Source organism: Myxococcus sp. CA051A (assembly GCF_013336705.1).
Classification (GTDB): Bacteria; Myxococcota; Myxococcia; order Myxococcales; family Myxococcaceae; genus Myxococcus; species Myxococcus llanfairpwllgwyngyllgogerychwyrndrobwllllantysiliogogogochensis.
Window position 1 is genome coordinate 283792 of record NZ_JABUMS010000013.1, and the last position, 22521, is coordinate 306312.

The 22521-nt window shown below is 67.1% G+C and carries 17 protein-coding genes; 11 read left to right on the forward strand and 6 right to left on the reverse strand.

The features are described from left to right. Positions 1-55 precede the first annotated feature (55 nt). Together HUA74_RS32720 and HUA74_RS32725 are read left to right on the forward strand one after the other, a co-directional pair. Positions 56-1450 (forward strand): ammonium transporter, encoded by a 1395-nt coding sequence (locus HUA74_RS32720; protein WP_141646743.1) that lies wholly within the window; start codon positions 56-58, stop codon positions 1448-1450. A gap of 207 nt (positions 1451-1657) precedes the next feature. Continuing rightward, positions 1658-4198, forward strand: coding sequence for a hypothetical protein (locus HUA74_RS32725; RefSeq protein ID WP_174457662.1), 2541 nt, complete (start codon positions 1658-1660; stop codon positions 4196-4198). A gap of 5 nt (positions 4199-4203) precedes the next feature. On the opposite strand, the gene HUA74_RS32730 is transcribed toward HUA74_RS32725, so the two are convergent. Further along, entirely contained in the window at positions 4204-5652 is a 1449-nt protein-coding gene (locus HUA74_RS32730) for a hypothetical protein (RefSeq protein WP_174457663.1), read from the reverse strand. Positions 5653-5812: 160 nt separating this feature from the next. Here HUA74_RS32730 and HUA74_RS32735 point away from each other — a divergent pair, with 160 nt between their 5' ends. Then, on the forward strand, positions 5813-6847 hold the full coding sequence (locus HUA74_RS32735; protein ID WP_174457664.1) for a hypothetical protein: 1035 nt from the start codon (positions 5813-5815) through the stop codon (positions 6845-6847). 1 nt (position 6848) lies between these two features. Here HUA74_RS32735 and HUA74_RS32740 read toward each other — a convergent pair whose 3' ends face one another. Beyond that, a complete protein-coding gene (locus tag HUA74_RS32740) occupies positions 6849-7526 on the reverse strand; it encodes a GNAT family N-acetyltransferase (protein ID WP_174457665.1) in 678 nt (225 codons plus the stop codon). A 162-nt stretch (positions 7527-7688) separates the two neighbouring features. Between HUA74_RS32740 and HUA74_RS32745 the strand changes: the two genes are divergently transcribed. From HUA74_RS32745 to HUA74_RS32780, 8 genes are all read left to right on the forward strand, one after another. Next, complete coding sequence (locus HUA74_RS32745; protein WP_174457666.1) at positions 7689-9725, forward strand: serine/threonine-protein kinase; 2037 nt, start codon at positions 7689-7691, stop codon at positions 9723-9725. A gap of 42 nt (positions 9726-9767) precedes the next feature. Further along, on the forward strand, positions 9768-10589 hold the full coding sequence (locus HUA74_RS32750; protein ID WP_371817339.1) for a hypothetical protein: 822 nt from the start codon (positions 9768-9770) through the stop codon (positions 10587-10589). A gap of 16 nt (positions 10590-10605) precedes the next feature. Further along, positions 10606-11427: a hypothetical protein gene (locus HUA74_RS32755; RefSeq protein ID WP_174457668.1), complete on the forward strand. Its 822-nt coding sequence runs from the start codon at positions 10606-10608 to the stop codon at positions 11425-11427. 151 nt (positions 11428-11578) lie between these two features. After that, on the forward strand, positions 11579-12046 hold the full coding sequence (locus HUA74_RS32760; RefSeq protein WP_174457669.1) for a nucleoside deaminase: 468 nt from the start codon (positions 11579-11581) through the stop codon (positions 12044-12046). Positions 12047-12106: 60 nt separating this feature from the next. Next, on the forward strand, positions 12107-13423 hold the full coding sequence (locus HUA74_RS32765) for a hypothetical protein (RefSeq protein WP_174457670.1): 1317 nt from the start codon (positions 12107-12109) through the stop codon (positions 13421-13423). Positions 13424-13496: 73 nt separating this feature from the next. After that, positions 13497-14432, forward strand: a complete 936-nt coding sequence (locus tag HUA74_RS32770; protein WP_174457671.1) for a vWA domain-containing protein — start codon at positions 13497-13499, stop codon at positions 14430-14432. After that, complete coding sequence (locus HUA74_RS32775) at positions 14432-15406, forward strand: vWA domain-containing protein (RefSeq protein WP_174457672.1); 975 nt, start codon at positions 14432-14434, stop codon at positions 15404-15406. The genes HUA74_RS32770 and HUA74_RS32775 overlap by 1 nt, the downstream gene beginning before the upstream one ends. 25 nt (positions 15407-15431) lie before the next feature. Next, complete coding sequence (locus HUA74_RS32780) at positions 15432-18251, forward strand: heavy metal translocating P-type ATPase (protein ID WP_174457673.1); 2820 nt, start codon at positions 15432-15434, stop codon at positions 18249-18251. Positions 18252-19121: 870 nt separating this feature from the next. On the opposite strand, the gene HUA74_RS32785 is transcribed toward HUA74_RS32780, so the two are convergent. The 4 genes from HUA74_RS32785 to HUA74_RS32800 form a co-directional block, all read right to left on the reverse strand. Continuing rightward, the gene (locus tag HUA74_RS32785) at positions 19122-19313 is read right to left on the reverse strand and encodes a hypothetical protein (protein ID WP_174457674.1); all 192 of its coding nucleotides are present in this window, start codon (positions 19311-19313) and stop codon (positions 19122-19124) included. Positions 19314-20302: 989 nt separating this feature from the next. Beyond that, complete coding sequence (locus tag HUA74_RS32790; RefSeq protein WP_174457675.1) at positions 20303-20680, reverse strand: hypothetical protein; 378 nt, start codon at positions 20678-20680, stop codon at positions 20303-20305. A gap of 26 nt (positions 20681-20706) precedes the next feature. Beyond that, complete coding sequence (locus tag HUA74_RS32795; protein WP_174457676.1) at positions 20707-20958, reverse strand: hypothetical protein; 252 nt, start codon at positions 20956-20958, stop codon at positions 20707-20709. 82 nt (positions 20959-21040) lie between these two features. Further along, positions 21041-21499 carry an Imm30 family immunity protein gene (locus tag HUA74_RS32800; RefSeq protein WP_174457677.1) on the reverse strand — a complete coding sequence of 153 codons (459 nt, stop codon included), beginning with the start codon at positions 21497-21499 and terminating at the stop codon, positions 21041-21043. Positions 21500-22521 lie beyond the last annotated feature (1022 nt).

Sequence of the window (22521 nt, forward strand, 5' to 3'; positions counted from 1 at the left end):
TCTGGCCCACGCCGGCCTCATACTGCATTGCGTCAGTCTTCCTTGGGGTGACGCGATGAAGAAGTGGTTGGCACTGGCCCTGCTGGTGGGAGTGGGCGTGGCGGGCATGTTGGTGACGCCGGCGGCGCAGGTGAAGCAAGGGGGGCCCATCAACCCAGCGGACACGGCGTGGATTCTCACCGCGACGGCGCTGGTGCTGTTGATGACGCCGGGCCTGTCCTTCTTCTACGGCGGCATGGTGCGGCTGAAGAACGTCGTGTCCACGCTGCTGCAGAGCTACATCGCCATGGCGGTCATCAGCCTGCTCTGGGTGGTGGTGGGCTTCAGCCTCTGCTTCGGCGACAGCATCCACGGCATCATCGGCGACCCGCGCACCTTCTTCATGTTCAGCGGCGTCGGTGGAGAGACGCACCCGGACCTGGCGCCCACGATTCCCCTGATGCTGTTCGCGCTGTTCCAGCTCAAGTTCGCCATCATCACCCCGGCGCTCATCACTGGCGCCTTCGCGGAGCGGGTGCGCTTCAAGGCGTACGTGCTCTTCATGGTGCTCTTCACGCTGGTCATCTACGCGCCGCTGGCGCACTGGACGTGGCACCCGAAGGGCTTCCTGCGTGAGTGGGGAGTGCTGGACTTCGCGGGCGGCACGGTGGTGCACATGTCCGCGGGCTTCGCGGCGCTGGCGGGCGCGCTGGTGCTGGGCCGCCGGCAGGTCCATCTGGAGAACGCGTCGCACACGCCGGCGAATCTGCCCTTCGTGATGTTGGGCACGGGCATGTTGTGGTTCGGCTGGTTCGGCTTCAACGCGGGCTCGGCGCTGTCGGCCTCGTCGCTGGCGACGCTGGCCTTCGCCACCACGAACACGGCGTCCGCGGCGGCGATGCTGGGCTGGATTGCCTTCGACTGGCTGCGCGGCCGCAAGCCGAGCGCCATGGGCGCGTGCGTGGGCGCGGTGGTGGGCCTGGTCGCGGTGACGCCTGCCGCGGGCTTCATCACCGTGGGGCAGAGCATCATGGTGGGCCTGGTCGCAAGCTTCGTGAGCAACGCGGCGGTGCACCTCAAGAGCCGCACGTCCATCGACGACACGCTGGACGTCTTCCCCTGTCACGGCCTGGGCGGCGTGGTGGGCATGGTGCTCACCGGCGTGCTGGCCAAGGACGTGGGGCTGCTCTACGGCGAGACGAAGACGTTCTTCATGCACATGCTGGCGCTCGCGCTGGTGTCCGCCTTCTCCTTCATCGGCTCCTACCTGCTCTACAAGCTGGTGGACCGCATCGTGCCCCTGCGCGTCACCCGCGAGGCGGAGGAGCAGGGCCTGGATTTGAGCCAGCACGGCGAGACGATGGGCGAGTCGACCATCGCCCCCGCGCCGCGCACCGCCCCGAGCGAAGCGCCGTCCGCGCCTCCGGCGACCGCGACGACGCAGGGCTCCACGGAGCCGCTGCCCGCTTGAGCGGAGCAAGCGCGCGAGCCCGCGCGCCGCGACTGTTGACCACCGGGTGCGTGGGGGTGAGTGCCTCCCCTTCGCACCCGGGTATCCGTACGGTGTCCGACGCTCCCGGCACATCCCGTGGGATTGCGCGCGGGCGCGCCTCCTAGGCTCCCCTCATCGCGAGCGCCCACGTGAGGCACTGCGCCGCGAGTCTCCCGGGGGGACACCATGCGCCACGGTATCGCGGTCCATGCCGCACAGGCCCTGCTGCTCGCGGGCCTGCTGACGCGCCCGAGCGACGCTCGGGCCTCCGGGCCGCCGACGCGCGAGGAGTACTTCCGCTACGTGCCCCTGGCCTACCCGCGCATCGTCCGGCAGACGACGGCCAGCGAGGCGCTCTCGCTCTACGGCGACACGGCGGACCCGTCCTACCGCGACGAGACGCCGCGCGACGGCATGGACGACAACCGGTTCCGGGTGCTGCAGGCGCTGGCGGTGCGCTTCGCGCCCATCCTGGTGAAGAACACGTACACCTTCCCCATGGACCACAAGGCCTTCCGAGATTTGCCCGGCGGCCTGTTGTTGAACCTGGACACGTGGGATTTGGCGAAGCCGGGCTCGGTGTTGATGCGCAGCGACTCCATCAACTTCTCCTCACTCGGCCATCCCTGTCCCGAGGACGGCGCACCCGAAGTCGCGCTCCAGACGGAGCAGTCCGGACGGGATGCGCGCGACGACTGCCGCCTCATCGCGCTGCTGCGGGAGTTCCACCCGGACCACCCCACCATTCCCCGCCTGCGACAGGACGCGGTGGCCGCCGAGCAGGCGCCCTTCACCGTGATGTACTTCGACTTCCCGGGCTTCAACCCCTCGACGTGGCATGAGGCGTACGCGAGCCCCACGCCGGATGAGATTGCGCGCCGCTACCAGGGCACGGAGAAGGTCTACGCGCATCCGTTCCTCTCGGAGGTGCGCGACGCGAAGCACGGCCTGCGCGGCTACGAGCTGCTCATCCAGTACTGGTTCTTCTATCCCTTCAACGCCGGGGGCAACAATCACGAGGGCGACTGGGAGCACGTGAGCGCCGTCATCTCGCCGCTGTCCGCCGTGGAGCGCCCGCTCACCGAGGACGAAATGCGGCGCATCCTCGCGGGCGGCTGGGCCGCCGACGGCCCGGACCCCCTGGTCCTCAAGCGCACTGAGTACTTCTTCCACCGCAACTCCATGGTCTTCGACTTCGCGAGCCCCAACGCGTACCTGCCGCGCAAGCAGTGGGAGGAGCTGGTGGACCTGCGGGGCGAGGACCGACCCGGCGAGAAGAAGCTGCTGGCGCGGGTGCGCAGCTACGTCTGGGTGGACGAGAAGGAGACCCGCATCAACACGCATCCCATCGGGTACATCGGCGCGGACTCGAAGGGCCTGGAGCAGTTGCTCGCCTCCCCCGGCCCGCACGCTCGCGAGTCACACGCCACGTATCCGCTGCCCGGCGTCTTCAAGGACGTAGGCCCCGCGGGTTCCACGGAAGCGGTGCCCAAGCACTTCGACCACCAGGAGTACCTGTCGGACCCGAAGCGGCCGCTGCCCGAGGACGTGGTGCGCTACGACATGGCGGAGCGCATCGACCTGGTGCCGGACTGGGAGCGCGTCTACGACCTGGCCATCGACGACCCGTCGGTGCGCCGCGAGTGGTCCTGGCTCATCCTGCCGCTGCGCTGGGGCTACCCCTCCGCCGCCTCGCCACTGGCGGGCATCGTCGCGCACTCGGACATGGGCAACCTGTCCATCACCGGCCCCGCCTTCAGCGAGGGTTGGAACCGGCCCGCGCCCAACGCGGGCTTCATCCGCTACGCGCCCGGAGAGCTGCCCTGGTTCTTCCCCCTGGACGTGCAGGACAACTTCTCCAACAACCTGGGCTTCCTCAACGGCCCGGTGGCCATCCTCATCAGCCTGCCGCCGTTCGACTTCCTCTACCGGGTGGTGGGCCTGCCCATCCGCGCGCTGGTGGAGAAACACGAGCCCGTCTACACGCCACAGAAACAACTGCCCCGGCGACGCGCGAGCGTGGAGGCGGGCATCAGCATCGGGCTGCTCGACGAGGACTTCGCCGCGCTGCTGCTCAATGACCGGCAGCTCGCCGAGTGGGGGCCGCAGTTGCTCGCGCTGGACCCGACCATCGGTGAGCAGCCGTCCCGGTTCATCCAGCCGGTGGTGGACACGGCCATCTCCCCCACGCTGAAGGTGAGCTTCTATCTGGGGGACCGCTTCACGTCGGAGAACACGCTGCTGCACTCGCGCAGCGACGTGGGCATCGACGTGCCGCTCGCGGGTGAGGAGACCCTGTTCCGACTCCGCGCGAAGCTGAACCTGTGGGAGTACGCGGGCAGCATCCGCTACAACATCCTGCCCGGCGGCTTCCAGCCGTACGTCAAGGTCGGCTACGGACTGACGTGGTATCGGCTGGAGGAAGGCAACATCAACGGCGTGGGGATGGCCAATCCCAACTCGTACTGGATTCGCCTGCCCGGCTTCTTCCGCAACCTGTGGCCCAACACGCTGCACCTGGGCGCGGGTCTGGACGTCATCCTCGTGAGGGGCTTCTTCCCCGGGCTGCGCGGCCTCGATGGCGGCCTGCGCGCCGGCTACGTGTTGTCCCGCCACGAGCTGGGCATCCGGGACCTCACCACGCCAGGCTCATTGGAGGGCGCGGTCAGCGAGCCCGTGCACGTCTACCGCAACACCTTCGAGCTGCTCGGCACGCTGAGCTTCTGACGGCGCTACCGGGCCCCGCCCTCATCCACAAGGGGCACCTCCAGGTCCGACCTGGGTCGCGCCTCGTCCTCTTCCCGCTCACCACCGCCGAGGCCCAGGGTGAGACCGACGACGAGCGTGGCGTGGAAGACGTGAATCGCCTGCGACTCGCTCGGGGGCGGCAGGCCCGTCAGCGCGAGCAGGTCGGAGAAGCGCCGCGTCGTCTGACGGCCCCACGCCAGGTCCGTGCCCACGGTGACGCGCGAGTGCCGCACGGGGAAGTAGACGCCGGTGGCCACGTGGTACAGGTCGCTCGTCCCCAGCAGCGTGCTGGTGTTGGGCAGGTCGATGGCGGCGCTGAAGTCCGTGTGGACGCTCAGGTAGACGCGCAGCTTGTCGCCCACGCGGTGCTCCGCCCCCAACGCCGCGTTGACCACCGGCTCCAGGCCATAAAAGACGTCGCTGCTCAGCACGCGCTCGGGGCCCTCCACGGGGATGGGGTCGCTGTCGAGGATGCGGAACACCGGCACGCGCGCGAAGACCTCCACCGCCGCGTGCAAGGTGGTGCCGCCAAGCACCCGACTGCCGCCGAGCCCCACGGACAGCGGACTGCGAAAGCGCGCGGGCGTGCCTGGTTGGAAGTTGGAGACCCGCGCGGGCCCCTCCAGGGGCAGGCCCTGCTGACTCAGCGCGCGCTCGAGCCCGACCTCACCCGTGCCGTAGATGCCGAGGCTGGGCGTCGTCACCGTCAGGCCCATCGCCCATCGCTCCTCCTGGTAGCTCACGCCGATTTTCGCCAGCAGGCGCAGGTGCTGGAGTCGATAGGTGCGGCTCACCGTCGCGAGCAGCTCGCGCCCGTCAGCGCCCGACCCCTGGGAGATGGCCAGGAAGTCCGCGTGCTGCTGCCGGCCCGCGAGGAACGGGGTGATGCCCACGCCCAGGGACTTGCTCAGCGGATACGCCCAGCTCACGCCGGCCCACAGCTCCTTCACGCCGTGCTCCAGCCGCACGTCGGAGGACAACTGCGAGAGGCCTTGAACTCCGACGAGGTCGGTGCCGGTGAAGTCCTCCCGCCGCGTCAGCAGCGTCTCGAAGCCCTGCCGGGTGAGGAGCGCATAACCCATGCGCGCGCGGCCCAGCCCGTGGAAGCGCAGCGGGCCCGCGATGAAGGCGGGCAGCGCGTCGAAGCGCGAAGTCGTCAGGTCCTTCCCCGGCCCCAGGCCGTTGACGAGCGACAGGCGTGAGAACTCGAAGACGCTGCCCGTCAGCTCCAGCTCCAGCGTGCCCACCAGCACGAGGGCGCCGGGGTTGTAATAGACGGCGCTGATGTCCGCGGGGTCTCCGAGCAGCGCGCCGCCAAGCAGCCACGCCCGGTTGCCGAACTGACGCGTCCAGTAGTGCGCATCCTGGGCCCACGCGCTCCCCGCGACGAGCCAGGCCACGAGCAGCAGCCATCCGCGCCACGGCGTCCTCATCAGCCCTTGTCCCGGTCCACCCCCGAAGGGGGGCAAGGGGCGCGAGCATGAGGTCCACACCCCGTCCGTCCCATGCGACTCCAGTCGCAACCCCGTGTCGTCCAGCCCCCTTCACCCTGGGGCCGTGCAATCGAATGCCGGCTCGGACGATAAGAGGGCCATGAAGACTTCTGGACGACCTGGCACCGCGCTTCCCAGGGCCTTCGCGCTCGCCGCCCTGCTCGTGGCGACCTCCGCCTCCGCGTCCATCATCCGAGGCGTGGGCTACCGCGAGCTCGCCATGAAGGACCCGGTGAACGGCGGGCCCCTGCGGGGCGTGGTGCTCTATCCCTCCACGCAAGCCTCCAAGCCCTTCCCGGTGGACCTGCTCCAGCTCGACGCGGGCAAGGACCTGCCGCCCATCCCCGGACGACATCCGCTGGTGCTCATCTCGCACGGCCACATGGGCACGCGCTGGGGACACAGCGACCTGGCCTCGGCGCTCGCGCGCAAGGGCTTCGTCGTCGCGTCACTGGACCACGCGGGCAACACGCACAACGACGGCGCCCGCTCGGGCACGGACGAGGTGTTCCTGGGACGCGCGTGGCAGGTGCGCACGCTCCTGGACTCGGTGCTCACGGACGCGGTGATGGGCCCGCTCGTGGACCCATCGCGCGTGGGCGCCATGGGCTTCTCGCTGGGCGGCTACACCGTGCTCCTGCTCGGGGGCGCGTCACCGGACTTCGGCAAGCTTGGGCCCTATTGCGAAGACGCCGCGCACGCCAGGAGTGTCCTGTGCACCGAGATGAAGGCCGTGCGCGCGGTCCGCCCCGAGCTGCGCGGCGGCACGCGGGAGCCTCGCATCCGCTCCCTCTTCGTCATGGCGCCCGTGGGCGTCTTCTTCGACGAGGCCGGACTCAAGGACGTGAAGGTGCCCGTCCGGTTGTACGCGGCGGAGCAGGATGAAGTGCTCGACGGTGTCGCCCAGGCCCTCCGCGTTCGCGACGCGCTGCCCCAGCAGCCCGAGTACACACAGGTGCCCAAGGCCGGGCACTTCGTGTTCCTCGCGCCGTGCCGGGCGGAGATGGCGAAGCACACCCCGGAGATTTGCGTGGACCCTCCGGGGGTGGACCGCGTGAAGCTGCACCGCGAGCTCAGTCAGGACGCCGTGCGCTTCTTCAGTCGCACGCTGACGCCCCCCGCGAAGACGCCGTGACTCAGCTTCCCTTCTTCGCCGCGGGAGCGCGGCCCTTGCGCGCGCCACCTCGCGCCGTGGGGGTCTCCGGCATGGGGCCGGTGTTCGGAGAGGTGGCCTCGCCCTCGGTCGCCTTCGTCCGGCGCTTGATGCGCCGCGGCGGCAGCAGCTCCGGCTCTCCCGGCACCTTCTGCGCGAGGAAGATGGCGGCGTCGAGCTTGTAGAACGTCCTCGCCCGGTACCACGCCAGCGCGGCCTCGTTGTTCTCCGCCACCTCCAGCACCAGGTGGGTACAGCCGCGCGTGCGGGCCAGATGCTGGAGCTGATCCAACATGAAGCTGCCCACTCCCCGCCCCTGGTATTCCGGGTGCACCGCGAGTTCCTCCACGAAGAGGGGCCGCATGCCGCGCTTCTCGAACCAGCGGGGGTTCACCCAGTTGTCGTCGCCCGTGGCCTCGAAGGCGCACTCGGAATAGCCGACGATTTCGCCGTCGACCTCATAGAGCAGCTGCTCTATCCACTCGGAGGTGTAGACCTCCATGAAGCGGCGCTTGGAGCGGGGGCGCTGGTATTCCACCGTCTCGCGGTTGACGTCGCGGAAGACGAGCTTGAGGAACTCCCAGGTCCGGTTGAGGTCCCGGCGATGGATGCGGCGGACGCGGACCTCGAGCAAGTCCTTGGGGGGCGCGACTTTCGTCATACAGGCTGCTTCCTTAGCAGGCTGGCGGAAAGCCACCAGGGGTTCTCACCGCTCAAGACAGCCTCCGTCCGGAATCCCGCCTCGGAAAGGTTGCCTCATGGTGGGGTGGGAGGATGGAATGGGGTGGAACACCCCTGAGAATCCCGTGCGAGCCACAGCCCCATGAATCGACCGTCCGACGGTGACCTTTCCATCGATACGGTCCTGCGCAACACCTACAAGGTCCTGTCCATCCTGGGGCGCGGAGGAATGGGCTCGGTGTACCTGGCCCAGCACCTGCGCCTTCCGGGCAAACAGGTCGCGGTGAAGGTGCTGCGCGGTGGAGACCACCTCACCGCCGAAATCTTCGCGCGCTTCCGTCGCGAGGCGGAGATCGCCTCCCGGCTGGGCCACCCCAACATCGTCGAGGTGCTCGACTACGACACGCTGGAGGACGGCACGCCGTTCCTGGTGCTGGAGTTCCTGCGCGGAGAGAGCCTCCAGTCGCGGCTTGAGCGCGGACGGCTGCCGCTGCACGACGTCTACTCCTTCACGCGGCAGATGGGCTCCGCGCTCCAGGCCGCGCACGGGGCGGGCATCGTCCACCGTGACTTGAAGCCCGCCAACGTCTTCCTCGTACCCACCGACTCCGGGGGCGTGGTGGGCGAGCGGCTCAAGCTGCTCGACTTCGGCATCTCCAAGGTCCTCGACTCCGGCACGGTGCAGACGCAGGAGGCGATGCTCATCGGCACGCCGCAGTACATGTCGCCCGAGCAGGCCCAGGGGAGGAACCGCGAGATTGACGCCCGCACGGACATCTTCGCGATGGGCTGCATCGTCTACGAGATGATGACCGGCACGCCCGCCTTTGGCGCGGGGGGCATCGCGCAGATGATCTTCCGTGTCGTCTACGAGCCGGCGGCCCCGCTCGCCCCGTTGTGTCCGGAGGCCCCCGCCCACGCCATCGCCGCGGTGGACAAGGCCCTGTCCAAGCGCATCGAGGACCGCTACCCGGACATCGCCTCGTTCGTGGAGGACCTCACCGGCAGCCCCCTGCACACGCTCAGCCCGGCCGCGGGCTCCCACGCCTCGCAGCCCCGCCCCACCGGCTCGCCGTCCGGCATCGCCCTGCCCTCCGAGGGCCCGCCCTCGCTGTCCAACACGCTGGCGCCTGGCAGCGTCCGCAAGGGCCCCGACACGGGCCGCATGGGCTTCGAGGACACGATGGCGCCGGGCAGCTCCGGGAGCAGGGGCGTCGTCCAGCCCGCCGCGCCCGCGGGCGCCTTCGCCTCGGGAGGCACCGGGCAGATGGGCATCGTCCATGCCTCGGCGCCGGCGGGGGCCTTCGCCTCGGGAGGCACCGGGCAGATGGGCATCGTCCATGCCTCGGCGCCTCAGGCCTCGCCCTTGATGGACCCTCCGGGGTTGGACCCCACGCTCATCTCCCAGCAGGCGCCGTCCGTGCCGCCGCCCGTCGCGCCCCAGAGCTACATCACCCCGTCTCCCACCGTGCAGCCCGGCGCCGTGCAGCCCGCGAGCGCCGCCGTGGTCCACCCCGTGGCCGCGCAGTCCTCGCCGGCGCCGAAGAGCCGTGCGCCGGTGGCCGCGCTCGTCGTCGCCGCGCTCGTCGCCGTGGCCGGAGGCGGCTGGTGGTTGACCCGGCCCCAGGTGCCCACGCCGACCGGAGGCACCACGCCTCCGCCAGTGCAGCCCGTCGCCACGGGCACCCAGGCCACCACGGGCACCCAGGCCGCCACCCCGCCCGTCGTCGCCACGGGCACCCAGGGCACCACCGGAACGCAGGGCGCCACGGGCACCCCGGTGGCCCCTCCGCCCAACGGGACGCAGACGGGCACGCCGACGCCGCAAAACCCTCCTCCGGACGACCCGGCCGGTGTGGCGACGAAGAATCCGCCCCCCTCCACGCGTCCTTCCACCCGACCCGAGCCTTCCGAAAAGCTGTCTGACGAGCTGCGGCAGCTTTTGGCGGATGGGGAGCGTGCTTTAAACGGGGGAGACACCGCGGAGGCCATTCGTCTGGCACGAAGCAGCCAGCGGCGGGAACCCAAGGTCATCCCACTGGCGTCCTACTCGCTGCTCACCCGGGCCTTCTGCCGTCAGGGAGATTTGAGCAACGCCAAGGCCCAGTGGCCCAAGGTCTCCCGGCCGGAGCAGCCCCGGGTCCGGAAGTTTTGCAAGCAGCACGACATCGAGTTCTGACACATGGCGCCGTCCGGATGGGACGGGCCCCTGCCTCATGAGGTGAATCGCTTGAGAAACCTGGTCGCGGTATTCGTCACCACGCTGTTGCTGGGGGCTACCTCCAGCCTCGCGGCGGCCCCCGTCGAGGCCGGCAAGGTCTATTCCGGCGCCGAGGGAGAGGAAGTGGCCGTCGTCCCCCTCACCCCGCGCTCGTCCAAGAAGTTCATCCTGCGCGTGCAGGGCACGGGCTCCGATATCGACGGCAAGGTGCTGCCGTTCGAGCTCAAGGACTGGAGCACCAACAGCAGCGAGCAGCACAACTACACCACCCAGTGGCGCGGCCGGGGCTACACCGTGCTGTACATGCGCAACTCGAACTACGAGCTGTACGTGCCGGGGCGCGGCAAGGAGATTCGCGTCTCCTTCGACGAGAAGCGCACCAAGGCCCTCAAGTCCGAGGAGGTCTACAAGCAGCACCAGAAGCAGCAGGAGGACGGCACGCTGGAGAAGCTGATGGCGTTCGACCGCAAGGGCGAGATGGCGCGCCACGACAAGGACTACGGCGCCGTGCTCCAGGACATGAACAAGTCCTGTGGCACCTCCGTGGCGGCGAACATCGACTGGAGCACCATCACCGACGACCAGCTCAAGGAGCTGAGCATCAGCGGCTACTGCGAGCCCTCGCTCAGCGTCCTGAAGGAGCTGTGTGACGTCTCCAACGTCGCGAAGCAGACCGTGAAGGAGAAGGTGAAGCAGGTGAGCTGCCGCCTGGGGGCGAGCCTGGAGCCGAAGTTCGACGCCCAGCGCCTCATCTGGACCACCTCGAAGGACGCCTCCAATCAGGAGACGTTCGCCAAGAAGTTCTACAAGACGAACCTTTAGTCCAAGAGACCCTGCGATGAACTTCCAGCGTATCGCCGCCGTGGCGGTGTCCTTCGCCTGTAGCGCGTCCCTGGCATCCGAGACCCTCCAGCCCCCCTGGGGCAAGGAGGAGAACCTGGGCCAGAAGATGATCATGGAGTCCACTTCCATCTGCACCGATGGCAAGGGGCACTACGTCGTCGTGGCTCCCGAGGAGGAGCGCGGCGGAGACCAGCTCTACTACGGTGACGGGAAGACCTTCTTCCTGGTGCCGTCCCTGCCGTTCACCTCCGGGACGAGCTTCCTGGAGCCCCGCTTCTTCAACAAGTCGGCCAACCCCAGCTTCCGTGGCCAGGACTGGCGCGTGGTCTCCGAGGTGGAGCTGGACCGCAAGGCGAAGACGTGCGCCGTGCGGTGCGGCGAGAAGAACATTCCCCTCAACCTCATGGAGGCGGTCCCGGGCGCGGAAATCCTGCGCAAGGCCGCCTACGCCCCCAACCCGCAGCAGTTCGCGCCGTACGCGCTCCTGCGCGACACGAAGGGCAACTACTACTTCGTGGACAAGGGCGCGCGCACCACGGACCAGAAGAACTACCGCGTCTTCATCGGCCCGCGTGGCGCGCTCAAGCCGCAGAAGATGACCAACGTCATCTCCGACTCGGAAGGCGAAATCTTCTCCACCAAGAAGGGCGACCTCCGGCTGGTGCTGGACAAGGCGAAGACGTCCGTCTGGATTGAGAACACGAAGAAGTCGCTCGAGCTGCGCCAGGTGCCCGTCGAGGAGAACCTGCCGCTCATCTACAACGACCTGGGTGTGTACGAGGGCATTCGCCTGGGCACCCCCTGCGACGACCAGTAACCGCTGAACGTGCCCCGGGGGCTGGATTCGCTCCCAGCTTCCCGGGGACACACGGCGCGGGTCGAGGAGCCGACGTCCGTCCTCCCCGAGGAACCGTGGCGAGGTCCCGGGTGCGTCGTTAGGTTGCCGGCCCCGAACCGGAGGCTGGCCCATGCGTCCCGAGGAAACCCGATTCCTTCAGCAGTCCATCGAAGCGGCACGCCGTGCCAGGGCGCGCGGGGACCAGCCCTTCGGCGCGGTGCTGGTGGACGCCCAGGGACAGGTGCTGCTGGAGGGCGAGAACACGGTGGCGACGCAGCGGGACTGCACGGGCCACGCGGAGTCCAACCTGATGCGGGACGCCACGAAGCGCTTCACGCCGGAGGTCCTCGCGGGTTGCACGATGTACGCGAGCACGGAGCCGTGTGCCATGTGCGCGGGCGCCATCTTCTGGGGTGGCGTGCGCCGGGTGGTGTTCTCCCTGTCGTCCGCGGAGTTCGCGAAGCTGGTGGGCACATCCCGAGGCGGGCTCGCCATGTCGTGCCGGGAGGTCTTCGAGCGGGGCAGCAGCCCCACCGAGGTGGAGGGCCCCATCCCCCTGAAGGAAGCGCGCCACGTCCACGCGGGCGCCTGGGACTGACTCGGGGCCCGTGCCGAGCTTGCGTGGTCCTCGCGGTTGCGGGAGCCTGACGCCGCCGCCGTGAACCTGCCCCGCTACTTCATCCCCCACGCCGCCACGCCGCCGGAGCCCGTCCAGTCGGACGCCTCCGAAATCGCGCACGTGGTGGACGCCTTCCGACTGGACTCGAACCACGCCCTGGAGCCGGAGTGGCTGGTGGGCCTGGACGCGCTGGGCGGGGTACACGTCGTTCCCGCGAGCGAGCGAGGCCGCCTGCCCGCTTCCGCGCTCGCGCAGCTCACGCACCACGAAGTCGCCTCCGGACGCACGCCTCGGCGTATCGCCGCGTCGGAGCTGTTCTTCTTCTCCGTGGAGCTCGTCGAGCACCCCGCCGACGCCGAGGGCTTCAACGACCCCGTGTACCTCTACGGGCACCTGTCCGGCCCGTGGCCGGGCACGTCACCCCAGCGCGTGCCGGGGCAGCTCACGGTGACTCGGGGAGATGTGCTCGCGGGGCTGACGCAGGGCGCGGCCGACGCGTTCCACTACGCGCAGACGATGGAGAGCGCCACCGCGCCGCGCGGCTACGTGGCGCTCCTGCCGGGAGACCGACCGGACGTCATCGCCCAGGGCCAGGGGCTGGTGCTCGCATGGCCCTCGGTGCCTCCGGAGCTCCAGATGGGCAATGCCTCCAACGGCCCCATGGTGGCGCGGATGCTTCACGATGTGCTCACCCAGCTTCAGGAAGATGCCGGAGCGAATCGTGGACCGGAGGCGCTGGCCCGGATGGAGCTGCCCGTGCCCAGCCGCGCCATGGCCATCGCCGAGTTGGAGCTGCGCGGCTACGAGGTGAAGGGTGACGTGGCCATCCTGCGCCGTCAGCACCCGGGGCTGCTCACGCGCATGGCGGAGTGGCTGCGCGCGGAGAAGGTGAAGATTCCGCCGGAGGCCGCGACACCCGCGTTCCTGGAGCTGGCCCGTCAGGCCCTGGCCGCGCTGCCAGGCTGGCCCACGGAAGCGGAGCGCGCGCTTCGCTCACGGATCCGCGCGGGAGGTGGCTCGCCCCCGGTGTCGGCGCCGCGAGTGACGAGCCCCGTGCCCCAGCGTCCCCTGCCCCCGCGCGCGCCGCCCAAGCCTCCGCGCCCGAGCGACTGGATGCAGGACTTCCTGAACGCGCACGCGGCGGCGCATCCGGAGGCGGCGAAGCCTCGACTCACGCGGGCGAAGCCAGCGGCGCCTCCGCCTGCCGCGAAGCCGGGCACGCCCTCCTGGATGGAGGACTTTGGAGCGAAGCCACGCCCGGCGGCTCCCTCTCCTGGCACTCGGCGTGAGCCGTCCGCCCCCTCGGCGTCCGTGCCCTCGAAGAAGCCCGACTGGATGTCCGACTTCGAGGACTGAGGGCGCCTCGCGCGAGGGCGTGGAACCCCGCCGGAAGGTGATAGCCTCGGCCCCCAACCTGGCAGGGGGAACGATGGGTCACGAGAAGCCGGTCGAGCCGTTTTCGGATCTTCACGTCGAGGAGGGGAAGGTACGTGCGGTGTTGCTGCACGACCCCACCGTCGAGGGCCTGGACGTCGCCATCTACATGGACGCGTCCGGCAGCATGCAGGAGGAGTACAAGTACGAACGTCCCAACCGCTCCTTCCTGGAGTGGCTGCGCGGCGCGCCCCTGAAGGACCCCGCCAATCAGGTGGAGCCGCAGGTGCAGTGGATGCTGGAGTACCTGGCCACCAAGGACCGCAACGGCATGCTCCGCGTCGCCTACTGGGCCAGCGGCGCTTCCGGCAAGGACGTCGAGGTGGTGGGCGAGCTCAAGGGCGTGGACGTCAAGCAGTACAGGTTCCCCGGCGCGAAGAAGCTGGGCAGCCACACCTTCCTGGCTCCGGCGCTGAAGGACTACGTGCGCTACCTCAAGGAGCAGGTGCCGCAGGGCGCTCGCCGAGGCTGCGCGGTCATCGTCACCGACGGACAGCTGCATGACGCCGACGAGGTGGAGGCGTTCTCCGCGAAGGTGGCGAAGGATATCGCAGCGGGACGGCTGCCTCGGCTGAACTTCGTGCTCGTTGGCGTGGGTGACGCCATCGACGAGGAGCAGCTCGAGAAGATTGCCCACATGGAGTACCCGGGCGTGGGGCACCTGTGGTGCCACCGCATCGCGAAGGAAATCAACCAGGTCGCCGAGCTGGTGGCGGTGCTGGTGGACGAGAACATGACGGTGGCCGCCGGTGGCACCATCTACGACGACAAGGGCAAGGTGCTGAAGACGTACGAGGGCCGCCTGCCCGCGGTGCTGGAGTTCGACGTGCCCGAGGGCGCGGAGAGCTTCACCCTGGAGGTGAACGGCCAGCGCTTCACCCAGCCGCTGCCGGATGAGGACCACCACGAGGAAGACGAGGACCATCACTGATGGCTGGCCACGAAGTCATCGTGCGTCCGTTCTCGGACGTGCATCGGATGGGGAACAAGGTGGTGGCCACGCTGCTGCATGACCCCACGGTGGAGGGGCTGGACGTGGCCCTCTACATGGATGGCTCGGCGAGCATGGAGGACGAGTACGGTCCTCGCGGTGTGCTGGCCAAGCTGGCTCCGGTGAAGAACCTGGTCGAGCCGCAGATGCGGTGGATGCTGGAGTACCTGGCCAGCAAGGACCGCGACGGGCAGGTGCGCGTGGCGTACTGGGCCACCGGGGATGGCAGCCAGTTGGAGGAAGTGGGGCTGCTGTCGGCGGTGCAGGCCAAGGACTTCCGCTTCCCGGGGCCGAGGGCCTACGGCAAGGCCACGGTGATGTTGCCGGTGCTGCGCGACTTCGTGGCGCACATGAAGCAGCAGGTGCAGACGGGCGCGCGGCGCGGGCTGGCGGTCATCATCACCGACTCGCAGTTGTCGGACGGCAACGACGTGCGGGCCTATGCCACTCAGGTGGCGAAGGAAATCGCGGCGGGCCGGCTGCCTCGGATGAGCTTCGTCTTCGTCGGCGTGGGCGACCAGGTGGACGAGGAGCAGATGGAGGAGATCTCCCACGAGACGTATCCGGGCGTGGGCCACCTGTGGTGCCACCGCATCGCCGACCGCATGGAGGAGATGGCGGAGCTGGTGGCGGTGCTGGTGGACGAGACGATGACGGTGGCTGCTGGTGGCACCGTCTACGACGAGCAGGGCAAGACGCTGAAGTCGTACGAGGGTCGGCTCCCCGCGGTGCTGGAGTTCGACGTTCCTCCGGAGTGCAAGGCGTTCACCCTGGAGGTCGCGGGGCAGCGCTTCACGCAGCCGATTCCCGAGGAGCACGAGGACGAGGACCACCACGAGGAGGAGGCCGAGCCCGTGCGTGCTCCGACTCCCGCCCCCGCCCCTGCCCGCAAGCACGGCGGACACCGCCACTAGGTTTCAGCTTCAGGAAGAAGACGCCATGTCCGAGCAGAAGAAGACCGATGCCCAGGCCGACCACGTCCACGGACCGGACTGCAAGCATGACCACGGACATGGCCACGGGCCGTCCCTCGCGGCGGTGAAGCCGGCCGCCGCGAAGCCCGTGCTGAAGGGATTGAAGATCATCGGCCCCAAGCGCGAGGACAAGCACGTCCACGGGCCGGGGTGTACCCATAACCATGCCGCGCACGGTGGAGACGCGCATCAGCACGGTCATGACCATGCCCACGGTGCCGATGCGCATCAGCACGGTCCAGGGTGCTCACACGACCACGGTCAGGCCGCCGCGCATGAGCACGGAGCCGGGTGCGACCACGACCACGGCGACCACGGGCATCACCACCACCACCCGAAGCCGAAGCGCGTCCGTCCACCGGGCTACCGCTCGGCGGAGGGCGGAGGAGTCGCGCTCCAGCTCGACCTGGAGGACGCGCTACCGGGCGAGACGGATGACGCGGGCCGCTTCCAGAAATTGGAAGCCGCGCTCGAGGCGCACCACGGCGTCATCGACGTGCATCTGCGCCGGGACCAGGGCTACGCGGAGGTCTGCCTCCACTACAACCCCGGGCTGGTGAACGCGGCGGCGCTGCTCGCGACGGTGAAGCGCACGGGTGAGCAGGTGGCGAAGCGGTACAAGAATCACACGTGGTTCGTGCGAGGGATGAGCTCAGCCGACTCGGCGACGGCCATCGAGCACGGGCTCGGAAAGCTCCCGGGCGTGCTGTCCGCGAACGTGGCGTATGCCAGTGAGCGACTCGTCGTGGAGTACGACAGCGAGGACATCTCGCTGAAGGGCATCGAGACCGGGGCGAAGAAGCTCGGCTACACGCTGGAGGTGCCGAGCCACGGCCATGCGTGTTCGCACCATGCGCATGGAGGCGGCCTGGCGCCGCTCCTGGAGATGCCGCTGGTGGTGGCCTCGGGAGTGCTGCTCGTCGCGGGGTGGCTGCTGGAGCGCTTCGCGCCCGTGCCCGCCTTGGTACCCACCGTGGTGTGGGCGCTGTCCATCCTCAGTGGCGGGTTCTTCGCCATCCGGGGTTCGGTGAAGTCGCTGCTCCAGCTGCGCATCGACATCGAGACGATGATGGTGGTGGCCGCGCTGGGAGCCGCGGTGCTGGGTTCCTGGTTCGAGGGCGCCTTCCTTCTCTTTCTGTTCAGCGCGGGTCACGCGCTGGAGCACAGGGCGATGGACCGTGCGAGGCGCTCCATCGAGTCGCTCGGTGCGCTGCGTCCCGAGGTGGCCCGGGTGCGCCGGGGTGGCGAGCTGGTGGAAGTGCCCGTCGCGCAGGTGCTGCGAGGAGACCGCGTCGTCGTCCGTCCGGGAGACCGCGTTCCGCTGGACGGCATCATCCGAGAGGGAAAGAGTTCGCTGGAGCAGGCCGCCATCACTGGCGAGTCCATGCCTGTCCCCAAGAAGCCTGGGGACGAGGTGTTCTCCGGAACGGTCAACTGCGAGGCGCTGCTGGAAGTGGAGGTCACGCGGCTCTCCTCGGAGTCGGTGCTCGCGCGCGTGGTGGACATGGTGGCCGAGGCCGAGGCCCAGAAGGGTCCGAACCAGCGCTTCGCGCAGCGGCTGGAGCGCACTTTCGCCCCGCTGGTGATGATTGGCGCGGTGGTGTTCCCCGTGGTGCTCGTGTTGATGGGGATGCCGCTCAAGGAGGCGATTCTGCGCGCGGTGTCCCTGCTCGTCGCCGCGTCTCCGTGTGCGCTGGCCATCTCCACGCCGTCGGCCGTGTTGTCTGCGGTGGCGGCGGCGGCGCGAGGTGGAGTGCTCATCAAGGGCGGCATCTACCTGGAGCTGCTCGGGAAGGTGAATGCCATGGCCTTCGACAAGACGGGCACGCTCACGGTGGGCAAGCCGAAGCTGCTCAGCACGGCGCCGGCTGCGGGCGTGACGGACGAGGAGCTGCTCGGGACGGCGGCGGCGGTGGAAGCGCTCTCGGCGCATCCGTTGGCGCACGCCGTGGTGGAGGCCGCGTCCGCGAGGGGCATCCAGGCCCCGGCCGGAAGCGACATGGAGGCCATCCACGGCAAGGGTCTGCGAGCGAAGGTGGGTGACGCGCTGGTGGACGTGGGCAGCCTCGCGCTGTTCGAAGGGGACACTGTTCCCGCCGACATCAAGGCGCAGGTGGACCGGCTGGAGGAGGCGGGGCAGACGACGATGGTGGTGCGCAAGGCGGGACGCTACCTCGGAGTGCTTGGGGTTGCGGACACCGTGCGCGCGGGAGCACGGCATGTCATCGAGACGCTCAAGCAGCAGGGCATCACCCGGACGGTGATGCTGTCTGGAGACAATGCGAGGGTCGCGAAGTCCATCGCCGCGCAGGTGGGGCTCGACGAAGCGCGAGCGCCGATGATGCCCGCCGACAAGGTGACAGCCGTGCGTGAGATGGGGCGTCAGGGCTCGGTGGCCATGGTGGGCGACGGAGTCAACGACGCGCCCGCACTCGCCGCTGCGGCAGTGGGCGTGGCGATGGGCGGAGCGGGCTCCGACGCTGCGTTGGAGACGGCGGATGTAGTGCTGATGAGCGACGACCTGTCCCGTCTACCCTTCGCATTGGGACTGGCGCGTCAAGCCACGGCGGTGATGAAGCAGAACCTGGTCATCGCGCTGGGCATTAGCGCCGTGCTCATCATCGCGACCCTCTTCGGCCTGACGCAGATCAGCCACGCGGTGGTGTTGCACGAGGGAAGCACGCTGCTCGTCGTCGCCAACGGCCTGCGACTGCTCGCCGTCAGGCCCAAGGTGATGGGCTCAACGCCCTTGCCTTCGATGGGAATCCAGCCCGCGCCCCAGTGAGCCAAAGGAGGCTGGACTCTTCTCTCCAGCCTCCTCCGTTCTTCACGATGGCAGTGCCTGAATGCGAGCAGCAGGACGCCGGCGATACGGAGCAACAGGCGCCACATTCGCTACTGAGAGCAACGCAGGGCTTCTTGTTCCTTAGCTCTTCAAGGAACTCAATGCCAGTCTTGAGGTGTACGCGGACGGCGTGCGCTGTAACACCATTCCCCGCGCTCCGTTGAGCGCTTCCTCCCAGAGCAGGGCACGATGGACACTGCCCCAGGTACGCCGTCGACTTCAGCCCCTGCTGATGCGCCGCATCGGCCACTGCCCGCTCTGCCTACGTCACATCAGCGCTCGCGTCCCGCCTCGCGGAGCCTCCCGCATCTGATCAAGTAGCATCTGGATGGATAACTGGGAATGACCGCCTAAGCATTGGCAACCACCCACGCGAACCAGCATCTGCAACAATCATTCTGGCGAACGACTCCTCGGTCGCCGAATCAACACCGTCAAACTGGAGATCGAACAAGTGGCCAGTCAATCGATGCAGAGTCTCATTGCAGTCACTCAGTCGCAGAGAATCATGATCACCATAAAACTCCCGAACAGTAACGGTTATTCGATTAGCATACGCAAGATAAACCAAAACCCTATCACCCGTCGACATCCCAACAATTAAGCGCCTGCACTCTTCCGCACCACCCATCACAGATCACCCCTAAACACAACAGAAGTCCTCGCCCCTTAGAGCATTCCAGTCTCACCCTCGCCGCGAAAGTGACTGAACGTCGTAACCATGCTCAAGAAGAGCTTTCAGTCTCCTATTTCCAACCAATTGACGCAGCAGCCAAGAACTCCTTCGTCCCTTCAAAACAACAGCCGCATTCATCCCGACTGGAGCACACCTTCCGAGGTCTGCATGCGCGCCGCAACCACTGCCCTGCCGAAGCCGGAGAGCTTGCCTGCTGACGACAGCAGGTCTGTCCGCGACGAACGAAGCAGGGTGTCACGACTCTCGGCTCCCACCCAGCCGCTCCAGGAAGTCTTCACCCGCTTCTCGAATGTCAGGATCATCATGGGCGGCTGCCTCTTTCGCGACCTGCAACGTCAGGGCACGATCAAGTTCCTCATACAACTCCAGGATGCGCTGCCACTCATCATAGTCACCAGCCTTGAGGAGGGTGGGACATCCTGCTTCAGGCGCTCAATCACCCACGCTCTTGGGAGCGAAAGAATCGCCTTTCTGAACCATCCCACCGCTCCGTGGCCGAAACTCGCAAAGTGCAGGAGCGTTGGAAATAACTCTTGGAGTTCAGCCAAGGAGAGCGACTCCAACATGCGGACCGCAGTGTTATCAACGCGCCTGCTCAGTGCAAGGCGAATCAATCCAGCCCTGTCGACGCCCTTGGCCAAGAAGACTCGGCTCGCGTCACCAAAGCGGCGGTGTGCGTCCACGAGCTGCGCCCATATCAGCCGGTCCTGTTCACTCAGTTTGTTGCTCATCGCTTTGTGTCACCCATCAACCGCCATCCCATCCTCCGAGACCGCATGCGCTCAATGTAGTCCAGCGACATCGCCCCTCGTCGCGGGAAGGACGCGCCTCACCCGAGTCTCCACTCGGCTACCATCCTCCCATTCCTCATGGGAACAGTCACGACAACGCAGGAAGAGGCGTCGCGCATCATCCGATAAAGCCACCATGATACGCATCGGCCCTCCACAGTTTCGACAGTCCCTGACAGACCACACCGTCACCATATCCAGCAGCGTGTCGCTGAGAGCCATCGCAACGGACTCCATGGACTTCGGCGCGACCGAAGACAGCCGAGCCAGTTCCAAGTCCAAGCGTATCTCTGGACTCTTTGACAGGTACCGACTCGGGTCCAGACGAGCCAACACCGCAAGCCCGCTCTCCTCCAGCAACTCGGCCCCGAAGTCCTGGGTATGTCCGATGACCCATGAGGACAGGCGCCGATAGTAGTCTTCGAAACCCACGATCACGGAAGGACGGACCACCTCTTCGAGGAGTTCCTTCCAAAAGCGAGCGGCTCTTTGCGCACTGGCCTTCATGCATCCTCTTGCTCGCCAAGAAAGCCCTCGAAGCTCACGTCGTAGCCTCCCCTTGGTCCACGCACGAGCACCACATCTCTACAACACAAGCGGAAACCAGCCGCCGCATCAAGTATCAAGCCATCTTCGCTGCTCCCCGCTTCGCGTGCCGAGTCCCCAGCCAAAACCATCAGGGCGGATGGCCCCCAGGCAAATGGCCCCTGAATCTGCTGGCATCCGACACCAACGACGTAGAGATCTTCCGACATCTCGGAATGCGATAATCGGATCGCCATTAGCCGATGGCCGGCGTGGTACATCCAGACCACGACCTCCCCGCCTCGCCATTGGCTGAGAGCCGTCTCCCAATCTTCTGGCTGAATGATGGTCTTCATACTCGACCCAGCGACATGTGGAGAGCTCACTGCCCCAGCCAAGGGCGCAGCAACTCGTTGAACTGATCATCGGAGAGCTTCCCGGTGCCCACACGCGACCAGGCACCCGACTCAATCAGGATACGCAGGGGGATGTGGGGAAATGCTCTCTTGAGATAGAAGACAATTACCGTCTGCGAGAGACTTCCCGTGAGTCGTTCCAACAAGGCAGCCAGCTCCACCGCCGAGAGCCCCTCTCCCTCGGTTCGAAGTGCCGCCAAAACCACCTCGTCATTCATGTCGTGACCTCCGCAACTGTCTGACTGAGGTCGTCCCTCATCGCTCGTCGTAACCTGCCAACCCCAGCAGGTGCCGATTCGCTCACTCCAGGGCATCGAGAACCTGCTTTGCATCCGCTGCAAAAGCGGCGTCATCGACTGATACCACTTGAGCAAGCACACGCTTGGCGGCATCAAGAGAACTCGAACTACCGGAACGAAGCGCTCTGCGCAACTCGGCGCTCGCCAGTTCATCGCCAAGCAGTCGGAACAGCAGTGTTTTCGTCCACTCTGGTGCTTGCACGCACAGCCGGTCCAGCACCTCGACAAATGCGCGCACCTGCGCGGCCACATCGAATGACTCCAGAAGATGCACAAGCCCGTGCATCACCTCCAGATGTCTCGCGGCATCATCGAAAGCCAGATGCATCTCCACCAGATGAGCTTCAGCATCGGACGCAGAAGACAAGAACTCCAGCGCCCCTTCGAAACGCACGACCTCTTCGCGCTTTCGCATCAGACGGCTTTCCAGCAGCACACGAACAGCCTCTTCAGTACCCATCCCTATCCCCCCCCCTGTGCCAGGGAAGTTGTCGCCTCAGCCGCAGAGCTGAGCACCCCATGAGGACAAATTCGCGCACCATGCACTCAAACTGGGGATGCCCTTTGTCGGTGGCCATCCCACCCCTAACTCTAGTTAGGTCCCCTTAGGCCGAAGCTTCCTCCGACAACATTACGTCCTGCAAGTCCCCCCATCTAGTCAAACCAGGCGAGCACTCAGCGCGCCCTCTGGCCGTATCACCGGTGCGCAAGTCCAAGGTCTCAAAGTCGAGTTCAGTACCATGAAACAAGACTGGCTTCACTACTGCGCTATAGCTCGGCCCGATGACTCGCCAGAGCCTCTGCTCAAGGTCAAGCAGCAAGATCGATGTCTGTGGGCCACGGCCTGGGTGATCCCATCGTTGGGCTGCGATGTAGCGAGAGTCAGCGGACCAAACCACCTCCTCACCGAAGAGCCACCTACCAATGCCGCGCCTCGACTCCAGCACAGCACCATCCAGCCGAAGGCGAAACAACGGGCACCCAAGAGACTCCTCTCCCGTGGGCTCTCGGACAACAGTGTGCCGCCCATTCGGGGAAAATGAGCCAGCCGGATCTTTCGCCATAAAAGGCCTCTCAAAAAGGACGCCAGCAGGCAACTACGCCGCTACTCCTCGCCCGGCTGCTTGAACCTCTTCGGGGGTGTCCACCAAGTCTGTGGATCCGCATAGCCGTTGCTGAAGAAGTACCGCATCAATGCATTCGACTTGATAGATCAATTCGCTTCCTCCGCTCGCCTACGGCATCTCGCATAAGAGCTTGACGCTCCCGGAAGGACAGGTTCGGCACTTCGACAGCAACAGCATAACTCGCGCGGAACTCATCGTGACTATTACCGCACCAGTGCCCAACAGGTGTGACCTGCCTGGATCCTTCGGACCACTGATTACGAGAGAGGTGCCGGCCGGGATGGGTTGGGTACCACTGCTTCGCACTGCCGTCGAAATTCCAGAGGCGTGAGGTAGCCGAGGCTCGAGTGTGGCC